This window comes from Dehalococcoidia bacterium (assembly GCA_025054935.1).
Classification (GTDB): domain Bacteria; phylum Chloroflexota; class Dehalococcoidia; order SpSt-223; family SpSt-223; genus JANWZD01.
The window spans coordinates 1-26045 of sequence record JANWZD010000016.1 but is presented as its reverse complement, the minus strand read 5'-3'; the positions used below and the strand labels follow the sequence as shown (position 1 = coordinate 26045).

Genomic DNA, 26045 nt, shown 5'->3' with positions numbered 1-26045 from the left:
GCGCTTTCTCTCTCGCGCCGGCTACTGGGACAGTCCCCTGCCGTTCGGTGCGCTCTCCGCCAACAGTCGCAGAAAAAGTGCATGATCGCTGTCGTTGCCGAGTCCAGCGGGCGAGCGCACGCCATCTCCCTGGCACAAACCTCCGCACACGCCGGGTCACCGTCGTTGCAAGGCCCGTCGGGATGACAGCACGGTTCACTTCCTAGAGAGCCTCTGAACGTCCAGCTCCCTGTCGTTGCGAGCGAGCCGCAGGCCGGCGCAGCACCCCCAGCCGCCCAGCGACCAGCCTTTTCCGACGATCCTTCCAGAAGCTCCGAGGGAGAATGCGGCACTCGCCGCGACGCGCGCTTCTTATCTCGACAGAACGACCGCCGTCTCGCGCATTCTCGCCTAAAGCACCGCCTCCTCCCGTGCCCATCGCATCCGAGGAGGCGAGCGCGTTCTGCGCCGCTTGCTCCTTTCGCGCCCAGAGCGCGCCCTCCCCGGCGGCCAACGCATTTGACGAGGCGGATTGACGCTCCGTACAATCCCCGGGGAGTGCAGGTTTTCGTATACGAGGGAGCAGTCGCCGAGGGGCGAGCCGCGTGATCACTGTCGTGATGTACCTTGACTTGCCCCAGTTGTCGCGGTCGGGCAAGAAAGAACAGCAGATCCCGTTTGAGCCGGGCATGCGCGCGCGCGATATCCTCGACCGCGAGTTTCCCGCAAGCGATCACGACCTCATCATGATCGCGATCAATGGCGAACACTCCCCGCCCGAAACCCCGCTTCGCGATGGCGACAAGGTCGAGCTGCTGCACCCGATGGTCGGCGGCGCGCTCACGTGCTCTTGACACAGCGGCGCCTCGTTCCCCGCCATGACGGCGTCGATAACGCGCCCTCACCTTGCGGTCGGCGGCACCTGAGCCGCCGGGAAGCTCAATCGAAAGGACGGCCGCCGTGGAACCTCGCTGCTCTCCGCTGCCCTGTCGAGATAGCTTCTGGAATATCGGCGATGAGCGCATCGTCCTCTATCTTGGGGCGGCGCTCATGGTCGGGCTGCTTGGGTGGGGCATCAGCCGCTGGTATCGCCTCTGGCTGATCGGCAAACCAGAGTATCGGGCGAATGACCTCCTCGGCCGCCTGCGCCATCTGCTTATCTTCGGGCTCGGCCAGCGCCGCACCAGCCGCGACGCCTACGCGGGAACGATGCACGCCTTCATCTACGGCTCGTTCGTCGTTCTCACGATCATCACCATCTTGGAGTCGCTGAACTACTGGGGTGAGCGGTTCTTCGGCATTCATTTTCTCAACGGGCCGTTCTACCTCGTTTACTCGCTGTTCGGCGACAGCTTCGGCTTGCTCCTCCTCGTCGGCGTCGGCATGGCTGCCTACCGCCGCTACGTTATGAAGGCGAGCAAGCTCGAATATCAATTCGATGACGGTCTCACGCTCGCCCTGTTCACTGTCGTTGGGTTGACTGGCTTCTTCGTTGAAGCAGCCCGGCTCGCCGTTACCGAAACGCTTCAGCATCCCGAGTGGGCTATCTGGTCGCCGATTTCCTATGTCTTTTCGTTTGCGCTCCTGCCGCTGCCGGTCGACTTTGTCCTCGGTTTCCACAAATCGATGTGGATGCTTCACCTCCTAGCAGCCCTCGGCGTCTTGACCTGGATCGGCTACTCGAAGATGAGCCACGTGCTCTTTGGCCCGCTGAATATTTTCTTCTTCAACCCGCAAGCGGGGCGGGCACTGCGCCCGATTGAGGACTTCGAAGGCGCGATCGAGCGCGGCGAGCCCCTCGGCGTCGCCAAACTGACCGATTTCACCTGGAAGCAGCTCCTCGACAGCGCCGCCTGCATCAAGTGCGGCCGCTGCCATGCCGTCTGTCCGGCGACCGCTTCCGGCAAACCCCTTTCGCCGAAGACCCTGATCTTGGACATCCGCGCCCATCTCCTTTCGGCGGGGCCCGGCTATCTTGCCCAGCGGGCCGCCGGAACCAACGGCGCAGCGGCAGAGGGGGCGCTCACCTCCGTTGCGCCGGACGGCCGGACGCTCGTCGGCGACGTGATTAGCGACGACGTGCTCTGGTCATGCACGACCTGCCGGGCATGCATGGAAGAATGTCCGATGTTCATCGAGCACATTCCGGCGATCGTCGATATGCGGCGCAACCTCGTCATGATGGAAAGCCGCTTCTCACCCGAACTGCAGCGGCTGTTCAACAACTTGGAAGCATCCGGGAACCCGTGGCGAGCACCGAAGGCGCAACGCGCCGATTGGGCAAACGGACTCGGCGTGAAGATCCTCGCGGAAGCAGCAGCAGAAGGCGAAGAGATCGAGGTACTGTACTGGGTCGGGTGCGCCGGATCGTTCGACGAACGCAATCAGAAGGTCGCGCGCTCGTTCGCACGGACAATGCAGGCGGCGGGAGTGAGATTTGCCATCCTCGGCCGAGAAGAGACCTGCACCGGCGACCCCGCGCGACGCTGCGGCAACGAATATCTCTTCCAGCTTCTCGCGCAGGAGAATATCGCCACCCTGAACGGCTACAACGTCAAGAAAATCGTGACAGCTTGCGCCCATTGTTACAATACCATCAAGAATGAGTATCCTCAGTTCGGCGGCCAGTACGACGTGATGCACCATACAGAATATATCGACCAACTGATCAAGAGCGGCCGCTTGCGCGTTCAGGGACGCATTGAAGAGACAGTGACATATCACGATCCTTGCTACATTGGTCGGCACAATGGGCTGTACGATGCGCCGCGTGCCGTCTTGAATGCAATTCCGGGGCTGAAGATCGTTGAAATGCCACGCAACAGCCGGAAATCGTTCTGCTGCGGCGGCGGCGGCGGGCATTCTTTCTTCGAAGTGAAGATCGGAAGCCGGATCAATCATCTTCGCACGCAGGAAGCGCTCGATACCGGAACAAGCGGTCTTGCTGCCGCTTGCCCCTACTGCACCTTGATGTTCGAAGATGGCGTGAAGGTGAAGGACGCGGTCGATCGCTTCCGTGTTCGCGATATTGCAGAACTGATCGATCAAGCAGTACACGCTGGGACGCCGGCCGGCCCGGCGAGGAGTGAGGAATGAACATCATCGTCTGCGTCAAGCAGGTGCCGGACCCGGAAACGCCGGCATCGCAATTCCGAGTAGACGAAGCGGCGAAGAAAGTGGTCCCCCCAGCGGGTATCCCCCCAACGCTGAACCAGTACGATGCCAACGCCGTCGAAGCTGCAGTTCAGTTGAAGGAGCAGCACGGCGGCCGGATTACCGTCATCTCGCTTGGCAAAGAGAGCGCGCGCGACGCGATCAAACAAGCGCTCTCGATGGGCTGCGACGCCGGCCTGCTGATCGACGACCCCGCCTTCGACGATGCCGACGCCTTCCAGACGGCGAGCGTCCTCGCCGCCGCGATCAAAAGTGTCGGCGCGTATGACCTTATTCTCTGCGGCCGTCAGGCGTCCGACTGGGACCAAGCTCAAGTGCCGCAAGGGCTCGCCGAACTGCTCGGCCTCCCGTCCGTCACCCCGGTCGCCGGCATCGAGGTGGTGGGGTCGACGCTGCGCGTGAAACGGCTGATCGAAGACGGCTACGAGATCCTCGAGGTGCCGATGCCGGCGGTGCTCGCCATTTCGAACGAAGCGAACCAGCCGCGCTACCCCACCTTGAAAGGGATCATGGCGGCGGCGCGCGCAAAGGTCGACGTCAAGACCGCGGCAGACTTGGGCCTGAGCGCAAACGGCCGCAAGGTCAAGCTGCTGCGGCTCTACGTTCCCAAAGTGGAATCGAAGCTCGAATGGATCCCGGGCGACACGCCGGAGGAGAAGGCAGCGAACTTGGCGCGCCGCCTGCGCGAAGAGCGCGTGATCTAGAGTTACAAGAAGAGAGGAACGCTCGCCCCATCGGGCGACCAGGGGAGAGAAACGATGGCTTCGGGTGTGTTGGTCTACGCGGATCACCGCGAAGGCAGCCTGCTAGCAGTGACAAAGGAAGCGCTTGGCGCGGCACGCCGGCTCGCCGACCAGATCGGCGGCCCCGTGAGCGCCGCGCTCATTGGTCAGGGCGTTGCAGGCCTTGCTCATGAGCTGATCCACGCCGGCGCAGATACGGTCTATGTCGTCGAGGCGCCGACGCTCGAGAAATACACCAACGCCACGTTCCTGCCGGCGCTTGACGCGATCGTCTCCCACGCTGATCCGGCAGTTGTGCTCTTCGGCAAGTCGCTCGTCACCCTCGACCTTGCCCCGCGGTTTGCCTTCCGGCGCCATGTTGGGCTCGCGAACGATGTCATCGACCTGAAGGTGCAAGACGGCCAGGTGATCGCGACCCGCCCGGTCTACGGCGGCAGCGCGATGGCTGAGGTCCTCCCCGACGGCACGCCCCAAGTGTTCACGATCCGGGCGAAGACGCAAGAACCGCTCACCCCAGACCCCAGCCGTCAGGGCAATGTCGTTCCCCTCGCGGTCGACATTCCCGAGGGGCCAGTAAAGGTCATCGAGCAGCAAAAGGAGCGCGCAAGCGGGCCGAAGCTCCAAGACGCCGCCGTGATCGTCTCAGGCGGGCGCGGAATCGGCGAGGCGAAGGAGAACTGGCAGCTCCTCGAGGAGCTCGCGCAGGTGCTCGGAGGCGCTGTGGGGGCAAGCCGCGCCGCTGTCGACGCCGGCTGGGTGCCAACCCACATGCAGATCGGCCTGACCGGCACGACCGTCTCGCCGAACCTCTACATCGCCGTCGCGATCTCGGGAGCGGTGCAGCACATGGCCGGCTGCAGCGGCGCGAAGACGATCGTCGCCATCAACAAAGACCCCGAGGCAGCGATCTTCAAGCAAGCGCGCTTCGGCGTCGAGGGGGATTGGAAGAAGATCGTTCCCGCGCTGACGAAAGAACTGAAGGCGATGATGTAGGATGAGGCAGCGCCCCGCGGGCGCCACCCCATCCGGCACCGGATGACGACACCGAGGAGGGCCGTGTGTATAGCCGCATCATCTTGGTGAAGTTCAAGGAAGGGATCACCGACGAGGAGAAAGCCGCTCTGAAGCAGGCGTGCTACGCTCTCAAAGGCATCGAATCGGTGCGCAGCGTGCACGCCGGCGAGAATGTCGGCCCGCGGCCCCTCGGCTTCGACTTCGGCTGCATCCTCACCTTCGACGACCGCGAAGGGAAGAACCAGTACGAGCCCCACGACCTTCACAAGGCGCTCGTGAGCGTCCTCCGGCCTGCCTCGGCCGGCCAGCCCGACTCGATTATGCTCTTCGATATCGAGAACTAGCCGCCCTTCGCCTCCCTCGTCTCCGCGCTCTCCGGGCGGCGAACCGTTCTGCCGCCAAGAGTGCCCTCTATCTTGCGGTCCGCCTAAGACGCCTCCACAAACCGGATAGGCGGAGCCGCTGTCTTGACAGTCATGCTGCGCAATGTAGAATGTCGGCGTGCTTGGTTGGCTGGCCAAACGGCGAGGAAGCGCTGCTTGCTTCGAGAGCACGCCCCCTTCGCCGGCCCGCCGCGAAAGCGGAGAGAGGTGCTTCGATACCGGCAGCGCGAACTGTGCCCAGTTGAACGCTGCGCCGGTGCGGGAGGAGGTAGTGATGCGACGACGGTGGATTGCTGCGCCGCGCCGTGCCCTCCGCGCTGCGTTGTCACTCGCCGCGCTTGGTGCTCTGCTTGTCAGTGCGCTGCCGGGCGCGAGCGAGGCGGCAGCAGGCGACGATTGGGCGGTCCAAGGAGGGTGGTTCTTCACGCAGACGCGGGGCACCGCGCCGGCCGGCACGGGGTTCGCCGTGCTCGACTCGGGCGGTATCCCGTTCTACAACGCATTCCGCCAGCTGGGCGGCGTTGACGCACTGGGCTATCCGGTAACCCATCGGTTCGTCCTCGATGACGCGGTCGTCCAAGCGTTCCAGCGAGGGGTGCTCGAGTGGCGGCCGGGGGCGGGGGTCCAGCTCGCGAGCGTGATGCGCATCCTCGCCGACGCTGGGCTTGATGACTGGCTGACCTCGACCTACGCTGTGCCGGCGGGCGGCGAGCCGAACGCTGAACTGCTGGCCGCGAACGGCAGCATCGCCGCCGCCTATCACGCCATCCCGAACGCGGCTGCGATCTTCGGCCAGCCAGTTGCCCTTGAGGATTTTGGCCCGGTGGTCACGCTGCGGACCGAGCGCCTTGCGCTCCAGCAATGGCGCACTGCCACCAGTTTCGCGCCAGCAGGCGCCGTGATTGTGCCCAATGCCGGCGACATGCTCGGAGCGGCGGGGCTCATTCCCGTTGGGGCAGCGCAGCCGACAACCGCAGAGCAGCTCCGCTGGGGGGCTGGGGGCGCCTTCCCCTACGCGGCGGTGACGCTGCCGCAGCCGTACTACTACCTGCCGTACTATCCCTACTACGCGCCGCCTTCCGTCCGAACCCAGCCGTACTACCCCGTGAACTATCACTGGGGCCACTGGTATCCCTACGGGGTCTATCACCGGCCCATGGTCTATCCCTACTACATCTACGGGATCTGGGCGCCGTACACCTATCCGTACGTGCCGTACACCCCTGCCGTCCCGTACTACCAGCCGTATTGGAGCCCCTGGGTTCCCTGGTGGTGGCAGCCGTGGGCCCCGCCGAAGCCGGCGGCCTGCCAAGGCGACGAGGAGATGAGCTTCGACCCCGGCCGGCCGCGGGTGAACCAACTGTTCACGATCGCCGTCACCTCGTCGCGGCCGTCGGTGAACGTCTCGGTCCAAGGGCCCGGCAGCCCGCGCTTCCTCGGCGTCTCGGGCGGCGGCAAAGGCTATGTCTGGCGCTGGCAGGCGCAGATCGGCGTGCCGGGCACGTTCAATTTCAACTTCCTCGTCGGCGGCACGGTCTGCACCGCCAATGTAGTGACTATCGGCTAAACTGGCGCCTCTGCCTTGAGGTGCGGCGGCGGGAGCAGTTCCCGCCGCCGCGCTTTCTGCTGCTCGTTCGAGCGGTGCGCTATCCTCAAGCGCGGGATGACAACGACCTTGGATGTCGCGCCGACCGGGCTGACCTCGGAAGAGGCGGCCCGGCGCCGCGCTGCCGGGCAAGGCAACACCGCGCCTCTCGCCTCTAGCCGCTCGTATAGCCAGATCCTGCGCGAGAACGTTTTCACCTTCATCAATAACGTCCTCTTCGGCCTCGGCCTCACGCTTGTTCTGCTCGGCCGGGTGACCGACGCGCTCGTCTCGGTCGGCGTGATCCTCGTCAATGTCATTGTGTCGGTCGTGCAGGAAGTACGCGCCAAGCGGGTGCTCGACCGCATTGCGCTGCTCACCCGGCCGAAAGCGACCGTAGTGCGCGACGGGGTCGAGCGCGACGTCGACCCGTCGGAGATTGTTCTCGGCGATCTGCTCGTTGTCGGCCCGGGAGATCAGATCGTCGTCGACGGCGTGCTTGCGAGCGACAGCCGGATAGAGGTCGACGAGTCGCTGCTGACCGGCGAGTCAGACCGGGTGCCGAAAGAGAAGGGCGATCTGCTCCTCTCCGGCTCCTTTGTCATTACCGGATCGGGACGCTATGTCGCGACCAAAGTCGGCGCCGAGAGTTTCGCCCATTCGCTGACTGCGGGAGCGAAGGCATTCCGGCGCGTGCTGACGCCGCTGCAGCGGAAGATCTACCTCGTCGTCCGCGTCCTGCTGCTGACCGTTGTCTACTTCGAGATCCTGCTCGTCGTTAATGCCGTCCTCTCCGGGATCTCCTTCTTGGAGAGTGTCCAAGCGGCGGTGGTGATCTTCGGCTTGGTGCCTAACGGCCTGTTCTTGGCAATCGCCGTCGCCTATGCCGCCGGCGCAGTGCGCATCGCGGGGCGGGGCGCCTTGGTTCAGCAGGCGAACGCCATCGAGTCGCTGGCGAACGTCGAGGTGCTCTGCCTCGACAAGACCGGAACGCTGACAACAAACCGGATCGTCTTCGAGCGCCTCGAAGCGATCGGGCTGGACGAGGCAGAAGTGCGCCGGCTGCTGGGCCAGTTTGTCGCCAGCGCCAGCAGCGGCACCCGAACGAGCGAGGCGATCGCGGCGGCATTCCCCGGAACGCCGGCGGCGGTGGAGGAGGAAGTCGTTTTCTCCTCGGAGCGCAAATGGAGCGGCCTCCGCTTCGAGGGGACAGTCTATGTCCTCGGCGCACCGGAGATTGTGCGGCCTGCCCTCATCAGCGACCCGACCGCCGAGATCGTTGCGGCATGGGTCGCGCGCGGATTGCGGGTTCTGCTCTTCGCGCGACGCCCGGGCGGAACGCTGTACGGCGCCGATGGGCAGCCAGTCCTCCCCCCTGAACTCGAAGCAATCGGTGTCATCGCTTTCGCGGACGAACTGCGCCCCGAAGCGAAAGAGACGCTCCAGCAATTCGCCGAGACCGGCGTGCAGCTGAAGATCATTTCCGGCGACAACCCGGTGACCGTAGCAGCGCTCGCGCGGCAGGCAGGATGGTGGAGCGATATCCGTGTCGTCTCGGGGCTCGACTTGGTCGGCGCGAGCCCGGCGCAGTTGGAGACGGCAGCGGAGGAGGGAAACGTCTTCGGCCGCATCACGCCGCAGCAGAAAGAAGCTCTCGTCGACGCGCTGAAGCGGCGGGGCTACTACGTCGCGATGATCGGCGACGGGGTAAACGACGTCCTCTCGCTCAAGAAAGCCGACCTCGGCATCGCGATGGAAGACGGCAGCCAAGCGACGCGCGCCGTGGCAGACATCGTGCTTCTCGGCAACACCTTCGCCGCGCTGCCGCCCGCCGTGCGTGAAGGACAGCGCATTCTGAACGGCATGCAAGACATCCTGCGGCTCTTTCTGACCCGAATCGTCTATTTCGCCTTGCTCATCCTCTCAACCTCGATCGTCGGCGGGTTTCCCTTCACCCCGAAGACCGCCTCGATCTCGACCTTCTTCACCGTGGGGCTCCCGACGCTCGCTCTCGCGGCGTGGGCAGAGCCGGGGCCAGTGGTAAAAGGGCGGCATATTCGCACGCTGCTCTACTTCATGCTGCCGTCGTCCCTGACCCTTTCGCTTGCAGGGCTGTTCATCTATATCGTCTTTCTGATCCTCGGTTTTCTCGAGGTGCAGACGGCGCTGCCTGAGCTCCCCCCTGAGCAAGCAACCGATTTGGCGCTGCCCTACGCCCAAGCCGCCGTCGCCACCTTTTCCGTGCTGTGCGGGTTGGTCCTGCTCATCTTCTTGAAGCCGCCGACTCGGTGGTTAGCAGTCGGCGCGCGCTACAGCGGCGACCGGCGACCGACAGTGCTCGCCGGCGCGCTCCTCGCCGCCTACGTCGCCGTGCTGACGGTACCGGAACTGGACTGGGTGCTCGAGATGCCGTCGCTCGGACTCGCAGAGCATGCATTCATCGCGCTGGTCGTCGTCGTCTGGGCGGCGATCCTGTTCTTCATCTGGCAGCGTCGGCTGCTCGACCGCTTTCTGGCAGTCGACCTTGCCGAACTGGCTGGCGTGCGGCGCGAGGCGAACGCTTCCCGCTGAGGCATGGAGCGCCTGGCGAGTGAAACCAGCTGGTGCCGCGTACACTATCTGAAATGACCGCGCCAGTGCGGAGTGGGCAGGGTCAGCAGATGGTTCGTCGTTGCGCCGGGGCGTTTCTCGCCGTTCTTCTTGCCGTTCTCCTTTCGCCCCTCGTGGGCTGTCGGCTGGCAGCGCCGGCAGCCGCCCCGCCGCCGGCGCCGGCCGCCTCCAGCCCGTGGGCGGAGGCACCGTCGGTCAGCACCGACCCGACATTCTCAGGCGAGCGGGCTTGGCGGATCGTTGACCACCTCGCAACGGCCATCGGGCCGCGGCCAGCAGGGTCGGCGGGCTATGCTCGGGCCGCTGACTGGGCGGCGAACCAGCTGCGCGCTTTCGGCTACCACGTTGAGCGCCAGCGCTTTCGGTTCGACGAGTTTCGCGTCCGCCGGGTCGAGGTGCGGGTGGTCTCGCCTCAGCCGGGTGTCCTTGAGGCAGTGGCGATGACGAACTCGGGCAGCGGCGAGGTTACCGCTCCGCTCGTGCCGGCCGGCCTCGGCCGCGAGGGGGAGGTCCCCGCTGCCGTTGCCGGCGCGATCGCCTTGATCGAGCGCGGCCAGATCACCTTTCAAGAGAAGGTTGAGCGCGCCGCCGCGGCCGGCGCAGCCGGCGTGATCGTCTATAACACCGAGGCGGGCCTGATCCAGCCGTCGCTCAGTCAGCCGGCACCGATCCCGGCGGTGTTCATCTCGCGAGATGACGGTCGCCGGCTTGCGCGCGAGGCTGCTGCCGGCCCGGTGCTGGTCGCCCTCACCGTCGAGGCGCGCCAAGAGACCATCGAAAGCGAGAATATCATCGCTTCCCGGCCAGGAAGCGGCGAGGGCATCCTCATCATCGGCGCCCATCTCGACTCGGTTGAGGGGTCGCCCGGCGCGAACGACAATGCCTCCGGCTCGGCGGTGCTTCTTGAACTAGCGCGAGCGCTCGCCGGCTCCCCCACGAGCGCCGAACTGCGGTTCATCCTGTTCGGCGCCGAAGAAAACGGCTTGATCGGCAGCCGCGCCTATGTCCAGCAGCTGAGTGAGCCTGACCGGGCGCGACTGCTCGGCATGATCAACCTCGATATGGTCGGCATCGACATCCGGCTCTCGGCAGCGGGCGCGCCCCGCCTGAGCGCCCCAGCGCGCGAGAAAGCGGCAGCGCTCGGCCGCTCCCTCCCCGAGGTGACCAACGCCGGCGGCGGGAGTGACCACGCCTCCTTCGCGCGCATCGGGGTCCCGACGCTTTTTCTCTTCACCGGGATCGACGAGAACTACCACAAGCCGACCGACCTCGCCCACTTCGTTCAGCCGGCAACGCTCCAGCTCGTCGGCGAGATCGCGCTCCACGTGATCAAAACCGCCGCGAACTAGCCGTTCCGAGCCCTCTCATCGGCGCGAGCGGGATACTGCGGGTGTGGCTCCGCCTGGGCTGCTCGGTGCAGCCTGCGCGCTAACTGCTTTTGCCCTGCTTGCTTGCTTCCTATACTGCGCGCCATGGAGCGCTCGCGTTCAGCGCCGCTGGCCGTTATCGGTCGCTACCGCGTTGTCGAGCGGCTCGGGCCTGTCGGGCTGGGAACAGCCTACCGGGTGCGCTCCGGCGCGCGAGTGCTTGTCCTCCGGCTGCTCGACCAACTGCCGACCGACGCCGACGGCCGTCTCCTCGCCCGCTTTTACGAGGTGATGGCGTCGGTGCGAGAGCTGCGCCATCCGCATATCGCGCCCCTCCTCGATGTGGGAGAGGCAGAGGGGGTCCCCTATCTCGTGCTCGACGACTATGCGGAGCGCAGCGTCGCCGCACTGATGGGCTATCCTCGCAGCTGGAGAGAAGTGCTGCCAATCGCACAAGGGGTGGCGGAAGCGCTGGACTACGCGCATGCTCGGGGGGTCGTGCACGGCGGTCTCGACCCGACGGCGGTCCTGCTGCGGAGTGATGGTTCTGTGGCCGTCGCCGAGTTCGGCGTGGCGCGGCTGGTCTGGCTGGCCCCTCCTCGGCAGCGCGGCGCCCTGCTTGCGGAACGCTTCTCCCTTGCGCCCGAGCAGCGCGCCGGCGACCCTGCCACCACGCGGAGCGACGTCTGGGCATACGGCGCGCTGCTCTACGCGCTGCTGACCGGGCATTCCCCGGTCCCGACGTCGTCCGGCGCGCCGCCCGCGCGGCCGAGCGCCGTGGTCGGCAGCCTTTCTCCCGCCGTTGATGCCGCGCTGCTTGCCGCGCTCGCCGAGCGACCGGAGGACCGACCCGCCGCCGCCGGCGCGGTGCTGCGCGCTCTCGTTGCCGCCTCAGGCGAGGGGCGACCGCCGCGCTCTCTGCTGCTCCACTACCGTCGTCCAGCGGCTGCCGCCGCTGAGCCCGAGCGCCGCCGCACTGAGCATGTCGAGGCTTCTTCCTCCTGCAGCGCTCCCAGGGTCGCGCAGGCCCCCCCCGCAGTTTCGCGGCGCCGCCGCGGGCAAGCCGCCATCACTGCCAACGGGTCGCCGCCGCGCTCGCCCTCCTTCGCCCCCGCCATTCTGGCGAACGCGGCGCGGCATCTTCTCGCTACGCTCCGTCATTGGATCAGCGCCCGACCGGCCGAGGCGATCTTGAGCGGCATCGCAGTCGCGCTCCTCGTGATCGGGGTCAGCCGGTTCGCCGCGCCGCCGGCGACAGCGGTCTCCGGGAGCGCGCTCTCGACCCTGACAACCGCATCGCCCGCCGGCAGCTGGACGATGGCTGGGCACAACCCGGCGCGTACCTCGTTCGCGGCGGAAGCGGCGATGGTCCTCGAAGGACGGGTTGTGTGGCAGCAGAGTCTCGGCGCCGGGATCACATCGCCGCCCGTCAGCGCCGGAGGTATCGTCATCGTCGGGCTTGCCGATGGCCGAGTGGTAGCGCGCGATGTCACGACGGGGCAAGCACGGTGGGAGTTCCGAGGGACTGGGCCGATAGAAGCGGGCCCTGCTATCGCCGACGGAGTGGTATTTGTCGGCCTGAAGGATGGCCGCGTTGTCGCTTTAGAGAGCGGGGGCGGAAGCGTGCGCTGGGACTATCGCACCGGCGGACCGCTCAGCGGGGCGCCGGCGGCAGTGGATGGGGTGCTCTTCGTCGCCTCGCACGATGGCCGGGTGTATGCGCTTGACGCAGTCGGCGGCTCGCTGCGCTGGAGCTATGATGCCGGGTCAGCGATCGGCGCCCCGCTTGCGATCGGCAACGGGCTTGTCGTCGCTGGCACAGCGGACGGCCGGGTGCACCTCCTCGACCTTGTCACCGGCCGGCTTCGCTGGATCTACCGGGCGGGAGGCGCGATCGACGCGCCGCCGCTGCTTGCCGGCGGGTTCGCTTACGTTGCGAACGACCGGGGCATCGTCCATGCCCTCGACCCTTTCGCCAAGGGAGGGCCGTTCGAGTGGGAACGCCGCGAGCTGCAGGCCCAGCTGTATCTGTGGGGACTGCCAGTCGGGCTGCCGGGACCGCAGCCCGGCTACAAGTGGAGCGCGAATGTTGCTTCGCCGGTCCGGGCGGCGATGGCCGCCGCAGGAACTGTGCTGCTCGTCCCGGGGACCGACGGAAAACTGACAGCGCTGAATGCGCTGGATGGTCAGCGGCGCTGGCAAGTGCAGGTCGGCGACCCCGCCGCGCCGCCCATCATCGCCGGCGACCTCGTCTATACCGCCGCTGAGGAGAAGCGCCTTCTCGTCCTGAGTGTGGCGACCGGCGAAAAAGTCTTGGAGATCGCGCTGCCCGGTCAGATCCGCGTCTCGCCAACGATTGCTCGCGGCCTGCTCTTTCTCGGCACGGAAGAAGGCCGTCTCTACGCGATCAAGTAGCGGGGTTCGCCTGCGCTACAATGGTGGCGCCGGGAGGCGCGTCACCACCTGCGGCAGGAGACGAGGATGAGCCAGATCACGAATGTCCTGCGCGAGGAGCGGGTATTTCCACCGCCGCCAGCGTTTCAGGCCCGAGCGCGCGTCAAGAGCGTCGAAGAGTACGAGCGGCTTTATCGGGAGTCGCTTGAGCAGCCCGATCAGTTTTGGAGCCGAGTAGCGAGCGAGCTGCACTGGTTCGAGCGGTGGCAGCGCGTGCTTGACTGGAAAGAGCCGCACGCGCAATGGTTCGTCGGCGGCAAGACGAACCTCGCGTATAACTGCGTCGACCGCCATGCGGAGGGGCCAAGCGGCGACACGATCGCCTTCCTCTGGGAGGGCGAGCCTGGCGAGACGCGCCGCCTCACCTACCGCGAACTGAAGACCGACGTTGCGAAGTTCGCGAATGTGCTGAAAGGGCTTGGGCTGCGGGCGGGGGATCGGGTCGCGATCTATATGCCGCTCATTCCTGAGCTCGCGATCGCGATGCTCGCCTGTGCCCGCCTCGGCATTGTTCACACCGTGATCTTCGGCGGCTTCTCCGCGGAAGCGATCCGGGAGCGGGTCAACGACGCCCAAGCCCGGGCAGTGGTCACGGCCGACGGCGGCTGGCGCCGAGGCGCAATCGTGCCGCTCAAGGCGAATGTCGACGCGGCTCTTGCTGGCGGGGCGTGCCCTACTGTCGAGCACGTGATCGTCTACCAGCGCACTGCCACGCCGATCGACTGGCACGAAGGGCGCGATCGCTGGTGGCACGAGGCGATGGCCGCGGTATCGGATGACTGCCCGGCTGTGCCGCTGGACGCCGAGCATCCGCTCTACATCCTATACACCTCGGGCTCAACCGGAAAGCCGAAGGGGGTGCTCCATACCACCGGCGGCTATATGGTGGGCACGTATCTCACGACGAAGTATGTCTTCGACTTGCGCGAGGACGATATCTACTGGTGCACCGCGGATATCGGCTGGGTGACAGGCCACAGCTACGTTGTCTACGGTCCCCTTGCCAACCGCGCCACGATTGTCATGTACGAAGGAGCGCCTCAGTATCCCGACTTCGGCCGCTGGTGGTCGTTGATCGAGAAATATCGGGTGTCGATCTTCTACACCGCCCCAACGGCGATCCGCACCTTTGTCCGCCAAGGCGAAAGCTGGCCGGCGAAGTACGATCTCTCCAGCCTGCGGCTGCTTGGAACGGTCGGCGAGCCGATCAACCCCGAGGCGTGGATCTGGTATCACCGCGTGATCGGCGGCGGCCGCTGCCCGATCGTCGATACGTGGTGGCAGACGGAGACTGGCGCGATCATGATTGCGTCACTGCCCGGAGCAGTCCCCCAGAAGCCCGGCTCGGCGGGACGCCCGTTTTTCGGCGTCTCGCCGAAGGTTGTCGACCGTGACGGCAATCCCCTCGGGCCGAACCAGGGCGGCTTTCTCGTTATTGACCGGCCGTGGCCGTCGATGCTGCGGACACTGTTTGGCGACGACGAGCGCTATCGGGCGCAATATTGGGGCCAGATCCCGCATGTCTACTTCACCGGCGACGGCGCCCGCTACGATGAGGATGGCGATTTTTGGCTGATGGGCCGGATCGACGACGTTGTCAACGTCGCCGGCCACCGGCTCGGCACGGCCGAAATCGAAAGCACGCTTGTTTCGCACCCGCTGGTCGCCGAAGCGGCTGTCATCGGCCGGCCGGACGAGATCACCGGAGAGGCGCTGGTTGCATTCGTGACGCTCAAAGGCCACGCAGAGAAATCGCCCGCACTCCGCGCGGAGCTGATTGAGTTTGTCGGCAACCAGATCGGCAAGTTCGCCCGACCGCAAGAGATCCGGTTTACCGACGCCCTGCCCAAGACGCGCAGCGGCAAGATCATGCGGCGACTGCTGCGCAAGGTTGCAACCAACGACCCCTCGCTTGGCGACACGACCACGCTCGAAGATATCTCGGTGCTCGCCCGCCTGCAGGAGGAGGACGAGTAGCGGTCAGGGGCAGGTGCCGCCTGCTGCAGGCGAGTCGCCGCCTCACGAGGCGCGCTCTTCGCCTCAGCGCTCCTCGCAACGCCGTACTTCTCGCCAGTCTGCCGTCCACCCTGTAGGACAGAGCAACACGAGAAAGCGATCTGAACGTGCGATGCACGTCCTCGGTCAGGCGTCGGCGGCGATTCTCCAACTGATCCTTACTCCTGCTGCGGCGAGAAACGTGCATCGCGGTCGGGCGTTGTTGGCGTGCGGGCGACCGGTCTGCGGTGCGCTGCTAGTCGGGCATCGTTTACGGGAGAGCGCGTATTGGCCTCGGGGCTATCCTTGTGCGGCTCGGGAACGCTGCTAGTCAGGCGCCGTTTACGGGAGAGAGGGTGGTGAGGGGGCGCTGCTGAGAGGGCGTCGTTTGCAGGCGGGCGCTGTGGTTGCGCTTCGCTGCTGGTTAGGCGTCGTTGCGAGGCCGGCGCTCTGCGCCGGCCGTGGCAACCCCGACCTCACCTCCAAAGCGCTCGCTGCTGGCGAGGCGGGGCGCGGTTCCCTTCACGATCGGGGTCGCCACGCCGCGCTGCGCGCGGCTCGCGACGACGTTTGAGGTGGTGAGGCAGCCGATGGAGCAACGGGGCGATGCGAGATGCGGTGTTCTCGACACCTTCCTTGCGTAGCGACGCGCAGTGACTGCAGAGCGGCAGTGGGTCATTCGAGGAGGAGATGATGCCGGACCCGGTCCACCGCCGCAGCCGCGATAGCAGCCCGACCGGCTTGCGCCTTTGCGATCCTGACCTCGTGATGCTTGCGCCTGACCTCATGACAGTGACAACTGAACGCGACGAGGGCACTCTTCTGCAGTGGAACGGGCCCGCTCAACCGCGCCCGCTCTAGCGACAAAAAGAACGGCGAGAGCAGCACTCCATCATTACGAACTGGCTACGAGATGCGGTCTCCATCCACCGTCGCAAACAAGGACGACAGCAGCGCCGCCCCATCATTGCGCTCTGGCCGCGGCCCGCGGGACCCCACCGTCGCCAACAACGACGAGGGCGGCGGAGCGCCGACCGTCAGAGCCGCGCGGGATCCCGGCGCGACCCCTCATCGCGAACGAGGACGAGAGCAGCACTCCATCATCGCGAACTGACCGCGGGCCACAGAACTCCACTGTCGCGAACACCAGCGAGAGCATCACACTCACCGTCGCGGCGAGCCGGCCGACCGCAGCTAAATCCCAAATTCGTGAACAGCAGCCGACGGCTGCCCACCTCCATCATCGCGCACTTCGCGCGCCGGCCGCAGGGCTGCATCCACCTCACCAGCAACAGCCGCCAGCGGCGCCGCCTCGTCATCGCGAGGATATATTCGAGCGTCCGTCCTCTCCAATCGCCCGAGCAACAGCTGCCAGCAGCACCATCCCGTCATCGCGCGCCGGCAGTCGGACATCTGGCGCGCCGGCGCCAAGTGCAGCAGCCGCCAGCGGCGCCGCCTCGTCATTGCGAGGTACTGGAGCGGGAGCGGCAGCGCGAATGCCGTGAAGCAGCAGCCGCCAGCGGCGCCACCTCGTCATTGCGAGTCCGGCGGCGACATCACCGACGTCATCCACATCGAGCAACAGCCGCCGGCAGCACCATCCCGTCATTGCGAGGCCCGCCGAAGGCGGGCCGTGGCAATCCCGGCCGAAAGCGCGCGCCCGTTCTGCCGGAGGCGCACAAATCGCGGCCGAGCGCGATCAGCCTTTCAGCGAGGTCCGGAGCGCCCATGCCAACGCACGAGAAAGGGGCCCCCGAAGGCAAGAGGCAAGCACCCTTCCTGCTCAGGCGCGCCGATCCGCGCAGCCATGCCCGGACAGCACTTCCCTCGAAGCTGAGAGCACTGCATCCTCAAGGGCAGAGTGCCGGCAGCACGAGAGTGGTCGCGCTGCGGCTCAGGAGCGGATGAAGGCGAGCAGTTCGTCGCGCTTCTCTTCCATCTTTTCGCGCGAAAGCGCCTCAAGATTTAGCCGGAGCAGCGGCTCGGTGTTCGAAGCGCGGACATTGAAGTGCCAGTCGTCGTAGGAGACAGAAACCCCGTCGATCCGCTCGACCTTGCCGTCCCGATAGCGTTCGGCGATTGCCTCCATCTTGGCGGCAGCGTCCGCAACCCGGGAATTGATCTCCCCTGAGACGAAATAGGTCGTTTCCAGAGGAGCAAGCAGCTCGCTCAGCCGCTTGCCGCTGGTAGAAAGCAGTTCAAGCATCAGCAGCGAGGGGATCATCCCCGAGTCGGCAAAGTTGAAATCGCGGAAGTAGTAGTGGCCCGAAAGCTCGCCCGCAAAAAGAGCATTCTCTTGTGCCATCCGACGCTTGATAAAGGCATGGCCCACTCGCTCAACGAGCGGGATCCCGCCCGCTTCGCGGATCAGGGTCGGCACCGCCCACGAGGAGCGGACATCATAGACAATGCGGCTGCCAGGGTGCTTCCGCAGCAGATACTGGGCGAGCAGAGCAGTGATGAAATCGCCCGGGACAAACCGGCCGCGATCGTCGATCACGAAGAAGCGGTCTCCATCGCCATCAAAGGCAAAGCCGACATCTGCGCCTTCCTGCGGCACGCGCGCCTCAATCTCAGCGCGGTTCTCCGGCTGCAGCGGGTCGAGCCCGTGGTGCGGAAGCGTGCCATCCGGCTCGAAGTACATCGGGATAAGGGTCACCGGCAGCGCTGCATACAGCTTGGTGAGCGCAGGCCCTACCGTGCCGTTGGCAGTGTCGACCACCACCTTCAACGGCTTGATCGCGCGCACGTCGACAAAGCGGAGCAGCGCCGCGACAAATTCGTCTTGGAGATCAACTGCGCGCTGTTCGCCCACGCGGCGCGGCGCAGGAAAATGTCCCCGCTCGACCAGCCGCCGAAGATCTTGGATGCCCTCCTCGCCGCTGAGCAGATAGGGCATCTGTTTGACCATTTTGAAGCCGTTGTACTCTTTGGGATTGTGAGAAGCCGTGACCATCATCCCGGGACAGCCGAACTTGGAGCAGGCAAAATAGTACTGGTCAGTGCTGACCATCCCGATATCGATGACATCAGCCCCCTGCATGCGGATTCCGTCGGTGACAGCCGCAAACAGCGCCGGACCGGACGTGCGCATATCGCGGCCAACGATCACCGTCTCAGCGCCAAGGAACGTGACAAAGGCACGCCCAATCGCGCGGGCAACCTCCTCATTCAGCTGGGTCGGATAGATGCCGCGGATGTCATACGCCTTGAAGATCGTCGGGTCGACGTCCACGTCGTGTTCCTCGCGCTAAAGTTCGTCGGGTCAGCCGCGATCAGTTCGGCTCAGGGGTCGACCCAGCGCCCATCGGCTTTGATAAGCGCGATCAGCTCCTCGACTCCCCGCTCTTGGGGAACGCTTGACTTGATCAGCTCACGTCCGCGATAGAGCGAGATCATGCCCCCCGCTTTGCCGACATACCCGTAGTCCGCATCCGCCATTTCGCCCGGACCGTTGACGATACAGCCCATGACGGCAATGGTCAGGCCGGTGAGATGGCTGGTCGCCGCCTTGACCTCACGCAGCACCGTTTGGAGGTCAAACTTCGTCCGACCGCACGACGGGCAAGCGATAAACTCCGTCTTGGTCCGGCGCAGCCCCAACGCCTGCAGGATGTCATAGCAGACCGGGATCTCATTGATCGGGTCTTCCGCGAGCGAAACCCGGATGGTGTCGCCAATCCCTTCCGCCAGCAGCGTGGCGATACCGGCCGTCGACTTGATGCGCCCATACTCGCCGTCGCCCGCTTCCGTAACGCCGAGATGGATGGGATAGTCCATCCCGAGCTCATCCATCCGCTGCACCAGCAGCCGGTTCGCCGCAATCATCACCGGCACGCGGGAAGCCTTCAGCGAGATGACGAGATTGCGGTAGTCGTACTTCTCGCAAATTTGGATGTACTCCAGCGCCGACTCGACCATGCCGCGCGGCGTATCGCCATAGGTCACGAGCATCCGCTCCGAGAGCGAGCCGTGGTTGACGCCGATCCGCATCGCGATGTTGCGCCGCTTGCACACCTCGATGACCGGCACCAGCGCTTCTTCAATCGCTTCGCGCTCGGCACGGATCTCTTCTTCTGAATACTCTTCGCTCCGGCCGCGCGGTTTGCGGAAGACGAACAGCCCCGGGTTGATCCGCACCTTATCAACGAACTCCGCCACCGCAACGGCAATGTCAGTCCCTTGATGGTGGACATCCGCAACGAGCGGGATGTCGACGCCGCGTTGAACAAGCTTATTCTTGATTTCCCCGAGGCATTTCGCGTCGTTGAGGGTCGGCGTCGTCACCCGAACGAGCTCGCAGCCCGCGTCAGCAAGACGAATGATCGCCTCGACACAGGCATCGACGTTGCGCGTCTCCTCGGTGATCATCGACTGGACAACAATCGGGTGGCCTCCCCCAATCGTGACGCGCCCCACGCGCACCGGACGAGTGCGGCGGCGGGGCGTCAGCAGCGTGGGAGAGTCCGTAGGCAGCAAAAGAGCCATCGCGTCTGCTCCGCCGGCGGGAATGGATGATCCGCCGCGCACGCGATTCTACCAGAGGGCAGCACGACATTCTGCCTCGCGCTTCTGTTCCCTCGCGCACGGTCACCGGCAGCCGCTCGGCTTGCAGCGGTCTATCTCCCGCGGTAGAGGGAGCGATGCTCCCGCACGGCGGTGTCGACAAGCCCCCGCGCGCGCAAGTCATAGTCGAGGTTCTGCTCGACCACATTCAGAAAATGGAGCAGGCGCTCGCGGCGCCGCCGCCAGACTTCGCGCTGGTCGTCGGCAAGAAATTGACGGACAATGGTGGCAACGAGCGTTCGCGTCGCCTCGGGGCCAAGCCGATCCGCCAGCTCGAGGGGTTCCGCTTCCCCTCTGACCGCCGCTTGTTCCCCCGTCACCTCAGGAAGAAACCTCTCCTCCATCGTTGCCTCCTTCGGGACGTGAGCGCCGCGCCAGCGGTGAAGCTGGGCGACGCGTCGTCTCGGGTCACGCCATCCTCCCGTTGCTGGCAGTATCGGCAGTTCCGACGAGAAAAACGAGAGGTTCCCACCTCAAGCCTCCCTGAGCGATTGTCCTGATTTGTCATGGCCATTTGTCCTCTTCCGCTCAGGGAACTCCCGATGGCGAGCGAACTTCGCCCCTCGTCCCTGCTGCCTCGTCAGCAGCGCGCGGTCACAGGAAGCGGCAGATTATCCCTCCCATGTCGGGTAGCCGTGGGCGCGGAGCGCAGCGCGCGCAACCTGCTCATCTTGGGCGCCGGTGCCGCCTGCCGCCCCTATTGCGCCGATCATCTGCCCATCGCGCAGGATCGGAAAGCCGCCCTTGCTGAGGGTGATCGCGCCCTGCGCCGCGATCGCGAAGCTGAGATAGACATGCGGCCACTGCGCGCCGCTCTCAACAGCGGAGGCAGTCGGACGGTTGAACCACGCCGCGGCGCGCGCTTTGTAAATCACCGACTCTGCCGCGAGGATCGAGGCGGTATCAAGCCTCGCCATTGCAATCGGATGGCCGCCCGCATCAACTACTGCTACCGCCATCGCCAGCCCTTGCTCTTCGGCGTAGCGCAAAGCGGTATCGATCAGCTGGCGCGCCTCCGCGAGGGTCAAGCTGGTCGGCATCACGCTCCTCCCGTTCGAGATGCCGTGAGGATACTCAGTTGGGCGAAATCGGGCGGGGCTGGTGGTGAAGCTGCAGCCAAGAACGGCGAAGGCGTGTGGGGCTCGTCACAATGAGGGGGAGGGCAAGGGCGGGATAGCAGCTTGCAAGACGGTTCGTCTCGCCGCGCGGCAGCTCCCCCGCCAGTTCGGCAAGGATGACCGAGGCCGGCGTCAGAAACCGGATTGCGCACCGGTCGGTCGCGGGGTCGACCGCGACCCAGATGAGAAGACGCTCGCTCCGTCCGGCGACGGCATCGGCAAGCGCAGGGAGAAGCTGTTCCAGAACGCGCGTGAGCAGGTCAGGGGCGGCATCCATCTCGCTCTTTCCTTCGGCAGAATGTCTCCTCCGCTCAAGGGGCGAGGCAGCGGCCTTTCCGAGACCAAGAGCGGGATGAAGCATCTCGCGCAGCTGCCGCCTACTGGTGTGCCGGGAGGAAGCCGCTCATTCGGTGCAGAGGGCCCACGCGAGGCGCGAACGCTCCTGCGGCCGTTGCCCCAGCAGTATGTCTCTGTCGCCGCCATCGCTCATGCGCGCCGAGCGGGGAGCAACACGTCCTCGAGGAAGTAGCGGGGCTCGGCGAGGGGCGGCGGCAGGGCTCGGGACTGAGCAGGCGTCGCCGCTCCGAGAAGCGTTCACCTCGCTGCGCCAGCAGGGTCGCTCTCAGCCGTGGAGCGGGCTGCACCCTGCAGCGCGGTTTTGGTCGAGGGATGGAAAGGAAGCGCGCGCTTTCCCGGCCACGCGGAACCCTGTCTCCCCGCAGTGCACCGCCGCGGTCGGCCGCGCTCAAGGAGAACGCTGAGCGGAGGAGCAACCGCGCGGGCGGATCACTCCGCTGCGCTGCCGGCACCGCGCATGCTGCAGGCGCCTGCCTGCGGTATCCCCTCCTCCGCCGCGGAGAGAAGCTGGCCTGCGCGAGCGCTGCGCTCCTCGGACAGAGGCGCAGCATGCTGGGAACCGGCGCACCGAGGCGCAATAATGAGGCCTATGCTCTCGGGACGATCTTCCTCCGCCCGAGGGAGCGCGCCATCACACTCGCTCGGGATAGGAACCGTGCAGGACAATCATCCCCCCTATGATTGGCGTCGCCGGCGCGCTGGGATCGTGCTCCATCCAACCTCATTGCCGGGCCGCCACGGCGTGGGCGACCTCGGCCCGGTCGCCGAGGAATGGATCGACTTTCTCGCCGATGCCGGCGCGCGGCTGTGGCAGATCTTGCCGCTCGGGCCCGTCGGCACCGGCGGCTCGCCCTATGCCGCTCTCTCGGCGTTCGCCGGCAACCCGCTCCTGATCTCGCTCGAACGCCTTGCCGACGAGGGCCTGCTCACCGCCGAGGAGGTCGCGAGCACCCCGGGCTCCCCGCAGGGTCCGGTCGACTATCGGGCGGCGCACGTCGCGAAATCAGCAGCGCTGGCGCTTGCGCATGCGCGTTTCGTCTCCGGGAAGGGCGACCGTCGCTCCTATCACGAGTTCATCGTCCGCGAACGGGGATGGCTTGAAGACTGGGCGCTCTACGCTGCCCTGCGCGAACACTTTGGCGGCCGGCCGTGGACTGCCTGGGATCCGGCCCTGCGCTCCCGGCAGCCGGAGGCGCTGACGGCATGGCGCGAGCGGCTGGCCGACCGCGTCGACTATCACCGCTTTGTGCAATGGGTGTTCTTTACCCAATGGCACCGCATTCGCCAGCGAGCGAACGAACGCGGGATCTGGATCCTCGGCGACCTTCCAATCTTCGTCGCTCACGATAGCGCCGATGTCTGGGCCCAGCAGGACCTCTTTTTCCTCGACGAGCGGGGCGAGCCGACCGTCGTCGCCGGGGTCCCCCCCGACTTCTTCTCGAAAACTGGGCAGCGCTGGGGAAACCCGCTCTACCGCTGGGACATGCTGGCCGCCCGTGGCTACGACTGGTGGATTGCGCGTCTTCGGGCAATGCTGGCGCTCGTCGACCTCGTCCGGATTGACCATTTTCGCGGCTTCGAGTCGTACTGGGAAGTGCCAGCCGATGCGCCGACCGCGCTCAACGGTACTTGGCGTCCCGGACCGGGAAAGGCGGTTTTCGAGGCAATGGAAGCCGCGCTCGGGCCGCTCCCCATCATCGTCGAAGATCTCGGCTTGATCACGCCAGAGGTGATCGCCCTGCGCGACGCTCTTGGCTATCCCGGCATGAAAGTGCTGCAATTCGCCTTCACCGACGTCCCGGCCAATCCCTACCTCCCCTTCCACTATGAGCGCAATGCCGTCGTCTATACCGGGACGCACGACAACGACACGACAACCGGCTGGTATGCCAGCGCGACCGAGACAGAGCGCGACCTCGTCCGCCGCTATCTTGGGGTACCAGGAACCGACATCGCCTGGGACTTCATCCGCCTTGCGCTCGCCTCTGTCGCCGAGCTGGCCATCGTGCCCCTGCAAGATCTGCTGTCGCTCGGCTCTGAAGCGCGCATGAACGTCCCCGGTCAGGCCGAGGGGAATTGGACCTGGCGCGTTGCTCCAGACGCGCTTCGCCCCGCGATCGCGGCACGGTTTCGTGAGCTGTGTCAGCTCTACGGGCGCCTCGGCGCCTAGCGCGGCGGCCGCGCCGCACGTTCGGCTGCTGGCGCCTCGCCCCCCGCCGCCGAACGGAAAAGGACGACCGGCACCGCCGAGCAATGCGCCGGCCAAGCACGCCGCCAGCGTGATACCCTGAGCCCCACATGACGACGGAAACGCAGGCGTCGGCAGCCGGCACGGCGCTCTCTCCGCGCTGGTGGCTTCCCCTCCTCATTGCCGGGGTCGGCTCGTTTGTTTCGGCGATAGGCTTCGGCGCAGCCGGGCTGGCGCTGCCGCGGATTGCCGAAACGTTTCAGGTCGACCTGGTGGTCGCCCAGTGGGTGCCTCTCCTCCAGAACGTCGTCATGACATCGGCGCTGCTTCCCGCCGGGTGGCTGGCAGACCGCATCGGCAATCGGCGCGCCTTCGCCATGGGAACCTTGTGCTACGCTGCAGGCTCGCTCGCGTCGGCGTTGGCGCCAAACTTTGTGCTGCTCCTCGGCGCGCGCGTCGTGGTGATCATCGGCACCGCCCTCGCCACTGCCACCAGCCCGGCGATTACGGTCAGCGTCGTTCCTCCAACCCGACGCGGACAAGCCCTCGGGTGGACAGTCACGTTCACCTACGTCGGGCTCGCGGTCGGCCCGGCGCTCGGGGGGATCGCCATGACCTTCGGCGACTGGCCCGCCGCCTTTTGGTTCGTCGTTCCTTTTGCCCTTGCCGTCGCGGTCGCCGCTGCGCGCTGGCTTCCCGGCAACGCGCCGCATCGCACCGACCGCAGCCGGTTCGACACGCTCGGCGCGTTGCTCCTGACAGCGGCGAGCGGCGCCCTCCTCCTCGCCTTCACCCAAGGGCCGGTGTGGGGCTGGACTTCCCTCGGCGTGGCGGGCTTGATCGGCGCCGGGGTCGCTGCCGCGGCAGGCTTCATCGTCCGAGAGCTGCAGGTCGAGGCTCCCCTGCTCGACCTGCGGCTCTTTCGGTCGCGCGTGTTCGCCTCCGCGAATGCGAGCGCCGTGTTCCTCTATCTCGGGGGATGGGTACCGCCTTTCCTGATGCCGTTCTTCCTGATCGACGGTCAGGGGGTCGGCGCAGCGCAAGCTGGCCTGCTGCTGAGCATCATCCCGCTGACGACCATGGTGTCGGCACCGGCAGCAGGAACGCTGGCTGACCGCTGGGGGTCGCGGGGGCTGACCGCCACGGGAGTGGGACTGGTTACCGCAGGTCTCGCCGCCCTCGGGGCAGCAGCGCCAGAGGCATCTCCGGTGGACCTCGCGTGGCGGCTTGCCCTCGTTGGTGTTGGGATCGGCCTCTTCACGACCCCGAACAATGCGGCGGCGCTTAGCGCCGTGCCAGAGCGCAGCCGTGCGACTGCAGCAGCGCTTGCCGGCGCAACGCGCAACATTGGGATGGCAGTTGGAGTGGCGCTCGCAGGAACCGTCTACGCTGAAGCGACCCGACTGACGGGAGGAGCAGAGGAACCGTTTCTGGCGATCCGCTGGGCATTCTGGGCAGTCGCCGGCGTGACAGCGATTGGTATCGCGGTTTCGCTCCTGCGCGGACGGCATTAAAGACGAAGCAAGCGAGGACGACGCTGTCCTCGCCGCTCGCTCAGCGGGCGCGGTCGCTTACCACCGAGTGGCGCGGCCGCCGCGGGAAGGCGCGCCAGAGGAACGCTGGGTTTCGAAGCAGTTAGAACAGTACACCGGCTTGTCTGGGCGGGGCTGGAACGGCACGCGCGCTTCATTGCCGCAGGAGGAGCAGGTCGCCGAGAAGAATTCGCGTCGGGCGGAGCCAGCGGCGTAGGACATGCCGTAGCTCGATGCCGCCACGCCGCCGCTGCTGTATGTTCCTCCCGAGCTGGAGTTCCCTTCGATCGCGGCGCGACGCCGGGCACGACAGTCGCGGCAGCGGGTCGGCTCGTGCATAAACCCCTTGCTTGCGTAAAACTCTTGCTCGCTGACCGTAAACAGAAAGGCGGACCCGCAATCGCGGCAGGTCAAGGTTTTGTCCATGAGAGGGGTCATGGCCTTCTCCATGCTTGCGCTGGCTCCTTCAGCCGATGTCCGAGCGGTCAGCGCGACGCGGAGTGGCGTTCGACCCAGAAATGGGTCGGAGCTGCTACCGGGCGGGTCGCTGAACATGCTCTTGAGGTCAAGTATATCACATATCTCTCCTCAAAGAGGTATTGGATTTTCTCTACATTGTCTAGGCATTCCATCAGAAGCGGTGAAGGGTCACCCTCCCCTCCCCGCCACGCCCGCGACGGCAGGCGCTGCTGCGCCCTCTTCTCTCTTCCCCCTTGCCACCTCGGCTGGCGAGCGGTAGAATAGAACAAGAGTTCTATAAAGGTAGGAAGGGGACGATGCCCGTTGAAACTGTGAACCCGGCAGCGGAGCGCGCGCGCGCGCTGGAGGCGGCGCTGTTGCAGATTGAGAAGGCGTACGGCAAAGGCGCCATCATGCGCCTTGGGGAACTGCAGCGCGTCAGTACCGAGGTCATCCCCACCGGCATCCTCTCCCTCGACCTCGCCTTGGGGGTCGGCGGCGTCCCCCGCGGGCGCATCATC

At 65.9% G+C, this 26045-nt stretch carries 21 protein-coding genes; 15 read left to right on the top strand and 6 right to left on the bottom strand.

All coding sequences use genetic code 11. The features are described from left to right. Nucleotides 1-584 precede the first annotated feature (584 nt). The 12 genes from NZ773_14500 to NZ773_14445 all read left to right on the top strand — a co-directional run bounded on the left by NZ773_14500 (nt 585) and on the right by NZ773_14445 (nt 16165). Entirely contained in the window at nt 585-833 is a 249-nt protein-coding gene (locus tag NZ773_14500; GenBank protein ID MCS6803134.1) for a MoaD/ThiS family protein, read from the top strand. Nucleotides 834-939: 106 nt separating this feature from the next. Beyond that, nucleotides 940-3075: a heterodisulfide reductase-related iron-sulfur binding cluster gene (locus NZ773_14495; GenBank protein ID MCS6803133.1), complete on the top strand. Its 2136-nt coding sequence runs from the start codon at nt 940-942 to the stop codon at nt 3073-3075. Beyond that, nucleotides 3072-3857: an electron transfer flavoprotein subunit beta/FixA family protein gene (locus tag NZ773_14490; GenBank protein MCS6803132.1), complete on the top strand. Its 786-nt coding sequence runs from the start codon at nt 3072-3074 to the stop codon at nt 3855-3857. Before NZ773_14495 ends, NZ773_14490 begins: the two co-directional genes overlap by 4 nt. A 54-nt stretch (nt 3858-3911) precedes the next feature. Further along, nucleotides 3912-4889 carry an electron transfer flavoprotein subunit alpha/FixB family protein gene (locus NZ773_14485; protein MCS6803131.1) on the top strand — a complete coding sequence of 326 codons (978 nt, stop codon included), beginning with the start codon at nt 3912-3914 and terminating at the stop codon, nt 4887-4889. 65 nt (nt 4890-4954) lie between these two features. Next, nucleotides 4955-5254, top strand: a complete 300-nt coding sequence (locus NZ773_14480) for a Dabb family protein (protein MCS6803130.1) — start codon at nt 4955-4957, stop codon at nt 5252-5254. Between the two features lie 313 nt (nt 5255-5567). Continuing rightward, a complete protein-coding gene (locus NZ773_14475; GenBank protein MCS6803129.1) occupies nt 5568-6860 on the top strand; it encodes a hypothetical protein in 1293 nt (430 codons plus the stop codon). Nucleotides 6861-6956: 96 nt separating this feature from the next. Beyond that, nucleotides 6957-9449, top strand: a complete 2493-nt coding sequence (locus tag NZ773_14470) for an HAD-IC family P-type ATPase (GenBank protein MCS6803128.1) — start codon at nt 6957-6959, stop codon at nt 9447-9449. Nucleotides 9450-9502: 53 nt separating this feature from the next. Continuing rightward, the gene (locus NZ773_14465; protein ID MCS6803127.1) at nt 9503-10837 is read left to right on the top strand and encodes a M28 family metallopeptidase; all 1335 of its coding nucleotides are present in this window, start codon (nt 9503-9505) and stop codon (nt 10835-10837) included. Between the two features lie 123 nt (nt 10838-10960). Continuing rightward, nucleotides 10961-13270 (top strand): PQQ-binding-like beta-propeller repeat protein, encoded by a 2310-nt coding sequence (locus NZ773_14460; protein ID MCS6803126.1) that lies wholly within the window; start codon nt 10961-10963, stop codon nt 13268-13270. 66 nt (nt 13271-13336) lie between these two features. Continuing rightward, nucleotides 13337-15286: an acetate--CoA ligase gene (gene acs, locus NZ773_14455; protein ID MCS6803125.1), complete on the top strand. Its 1950-nt coding sequence runs from the start codon at nt 13337-13339 to the stop codon at nt 15284-15286. 479 nt (nt 15287-15765) lie between these two features. Further along, nucleotides 15766-15948 carry a hypothetical protein gene (locus NZ773_14450; protein MCS6803124.1) on the top strand — a complete coding sequence of 61 codons (183 nt, stop codon included), beginning with the start codon at nt 15766-15768 and terminating at the stop codon, nt 15946-15948. A 46-nt stretch (nt 15949-15994) separates the two neighbouring features. Beyond that, a complete protein-coding gene (locus NZ773_14445; protein MCS6803123.1) occupies nt 15995-16165 on the top strand; it encodes a hypothetical protein in 171 nt (56 codons plus the stop codon). A 1033-nt stretch (nt 16166-17198) separates the two neighbouring features. Here NZ773_14445 and NZ773_14440 read toward each other — a convergent pair. The 5 genes from NZ773_14440 to NZ773_14420 all read right to left on the bottom strand — a co-directional run bounded on the left by NZ773_14440 (nt 17199) and on the right by NZ773_14420 (nt 21265). Next, on the bottom strand, nt 17199-18539 hold the full coding sequence (locus NZ773_14440) for a phosphomannomutase/phosphoglucomutase (GenBank protein MCS6803122.1): 1341 nt from the start codon (nt 18537-18539) through the stop codon (nt 17199-17201). A 50-nt stretch (nt 18540-18589) separates the two neighbouring features. Continuing rightward, a complete protein-coding gene (ispG, locus tag NZ773_14435; GenBank protein ID MCS6803121.1) occupies nt 18590-19792 on the bottom strand; it encodes a (E)-4-hydroxy-3-methylbut-2-enyl-diphosphate synthase in 1203 nt (400 codons plus the stop codon). Between the two features lie 131 nt (nt 19793-19923). After that, a complete protein-coding gene (locus tag NZ773_14430) occupies nt 19924-20214 on the bottom strand; it encodes a hypothetical protein (GenBank protein MCS6803120.1) in 291 nt (96 codons plus the stop codon). A 267-nt stretch (nt 20215-20481) separates the two neighbouring features. Continuing rightward, nucleotides 20482-20910 carry a heme-binding protein gene (locus NZ773_14425; protein ID MCS6803119.1) on the bottom strand — a complete coding sequence of 143 codons (429 nt, stop codon included), beginning with the start codon at nt 20908-20910 and terminating at the stop codon, nt 20482-20484. Between the two features lie 34 nt (nt 20911-20944). Next, complete coding sequence (locus NZ773_14420; protein MCS6803118.1) at nt 20945-21265, bottom strand: hypothetical protein; 321 nt, start codon at nt 21263-21265, stop codon at nt 20945-20947. A 735-nt stretch (nt 21266-22000) separates the two neighbouring features. On the opposite strand from NZ773_14420, the gene malQ reads away from it, so the two are divergent. Together malQ and NZ773_14410 are read left to right on the top strand one after the other, a co-directional pair. Next, the gene (malQ, locus tag NZ773_14415) at nt 22001-23515 is read left to right on the top strand and encodes a 4-alpha-glucanotransferase (GenBank protein MCS6803117.1); all 1515 of its coding nucleotides are present in this window, start codon (nt 22001-22003) and stop codon (nt 23513-23515) included. A 128-nt stretch (nt 23516-23643) separates the two neighbouring features. Beyond that, a complete protein-coding gene (locus NZ773_14410; protein MCS6803116.1) occupies nt 23644-25047 on the top strand; it encodes an MFS transporter in 1404 nt (467 codons plus the stop codon). Between the two features lie 57 nt (nt 25048-25104). Here the strand turns inward: NZ773_14410 and NZ773_14405 are convergent, their stop codons facing one another. Next, a complete protein-coding gene (locus NZ773_14405; GenBank protein MCS6803115.1) occupies nt 25105-25503 on the bottom strand; it encodes a zinc-ribbon domain containing protein in 399 nt (132 codons plus the stop codon). A 338-nt stretch (nt 25504-25841) separates the two neighbouring features. Here NZ773_14405 and NZ773_14400 point away from each other — a divergent pair. Next, nucleotides 25842-26045: DNA recombination/repair protein RecA (locus NZ773_14400; GenBank protein ID MCS6803114.1), on the top strand; the 204-nt coding region annotated here is incomplete at its 3' end.

Bases quoted from the DNA above. Each gene is read 5' to 3' on its own strand.
- NZ773_14490 (MCS6803132.1), top strand. From the start codon at position 3,072: ATGAACATCATCGTCTGCGTCAAGCAGGTGCCGGACCCGGAAACGCCG.
- NZ773_14485 (MCS6803131.1), top strand. From the start codon at position 3,912: ATGGCTTCGGGTGTGTTGGTCTACGCGGATCACCGCGAAGGCAGCCTG.
- NZ773_14475 (MCS6803129.1), top strand. From the start codon at position 5,568: ATGCGACGACGGTGGATTGCTGCGCCGCGCCGTGCCCTCCGCGCTGCG.
- NZ773_14470 (MCS6803128.1), top strand. From the start codon at position 6,957: ATGACAACGACCTTGGATGTCGCGCCGACCGGGCTGACCTCGGAAGAG.
- NZ773_14465 (MCS6803127.1), top strand. From the start codon at position 9,503: ATGACCGCGCCAGTGCGGAGTGGGCAGGGTCAGCAGATGGTTCGTCGT.
- NZ773_14460 (MCS6803126.1), top strand. From the start codon at position 10,961: ATGGAGCGCTCGCGTTCAGCGCCGCTGGCCGTTATCGGTCGCTACCGC.
- acs (MCS6803125.1), top strand. From the start codon at position 13,337: ATGAGCCAGATCACGAATGTCCTGCGCGAGGAGCGGGTATTTCCACCG.
- NZ773_14445 (MCS6803123.1), top strand. From the start codon at position 15,995: ATGATGCCGGACCCGGTCCACCGCCGCAGCCGCGATAGCAGCCCGACC.
- ispG (MCS6803121.1), bottom strand. From the start codon at position 19,792: ATGGCTCTTTTGCTGCCTACGGACTCTCCCACGCTGCTGACGCCCCGC.
- NZ773_14430 (MCS6803120.1), bottom strand. From the start codon at position 20,214: ATGGAGGAGAGGTTTCTTCCTGAGGTGACGGGGGAACAAGCGGCGGTC.
- NZ773_14425 (MCS6803119.1), bottom strand. From the start codon at position 20,910: ATGCCGACCAGCTTGACCCTCGCGGAGGCGCGCCAGCTGATCGATACC.
- NZ773_14420 (MCS6803118.1), bottom strand. From the start codon at position 21,265: ATGGATGCCGCCCCTGACCTGCTCACGCGCGTTCTGGAACAGCTTCTC.
- NZ773_14410 (MCS6803116.1), top strand. From the start codon at position 23,644: ATGACGACGGAAACGCAGGCGTCGGCAGCCGGCACGGCGCTCTCTCCG.
- NZ773_14405 (MCS6803115.1), bottom strand. From the start codon at position 25,503: ATGACCCCTCTCATGGACAAAACCTTGACCTGCCGCGATTGCGGGTCC.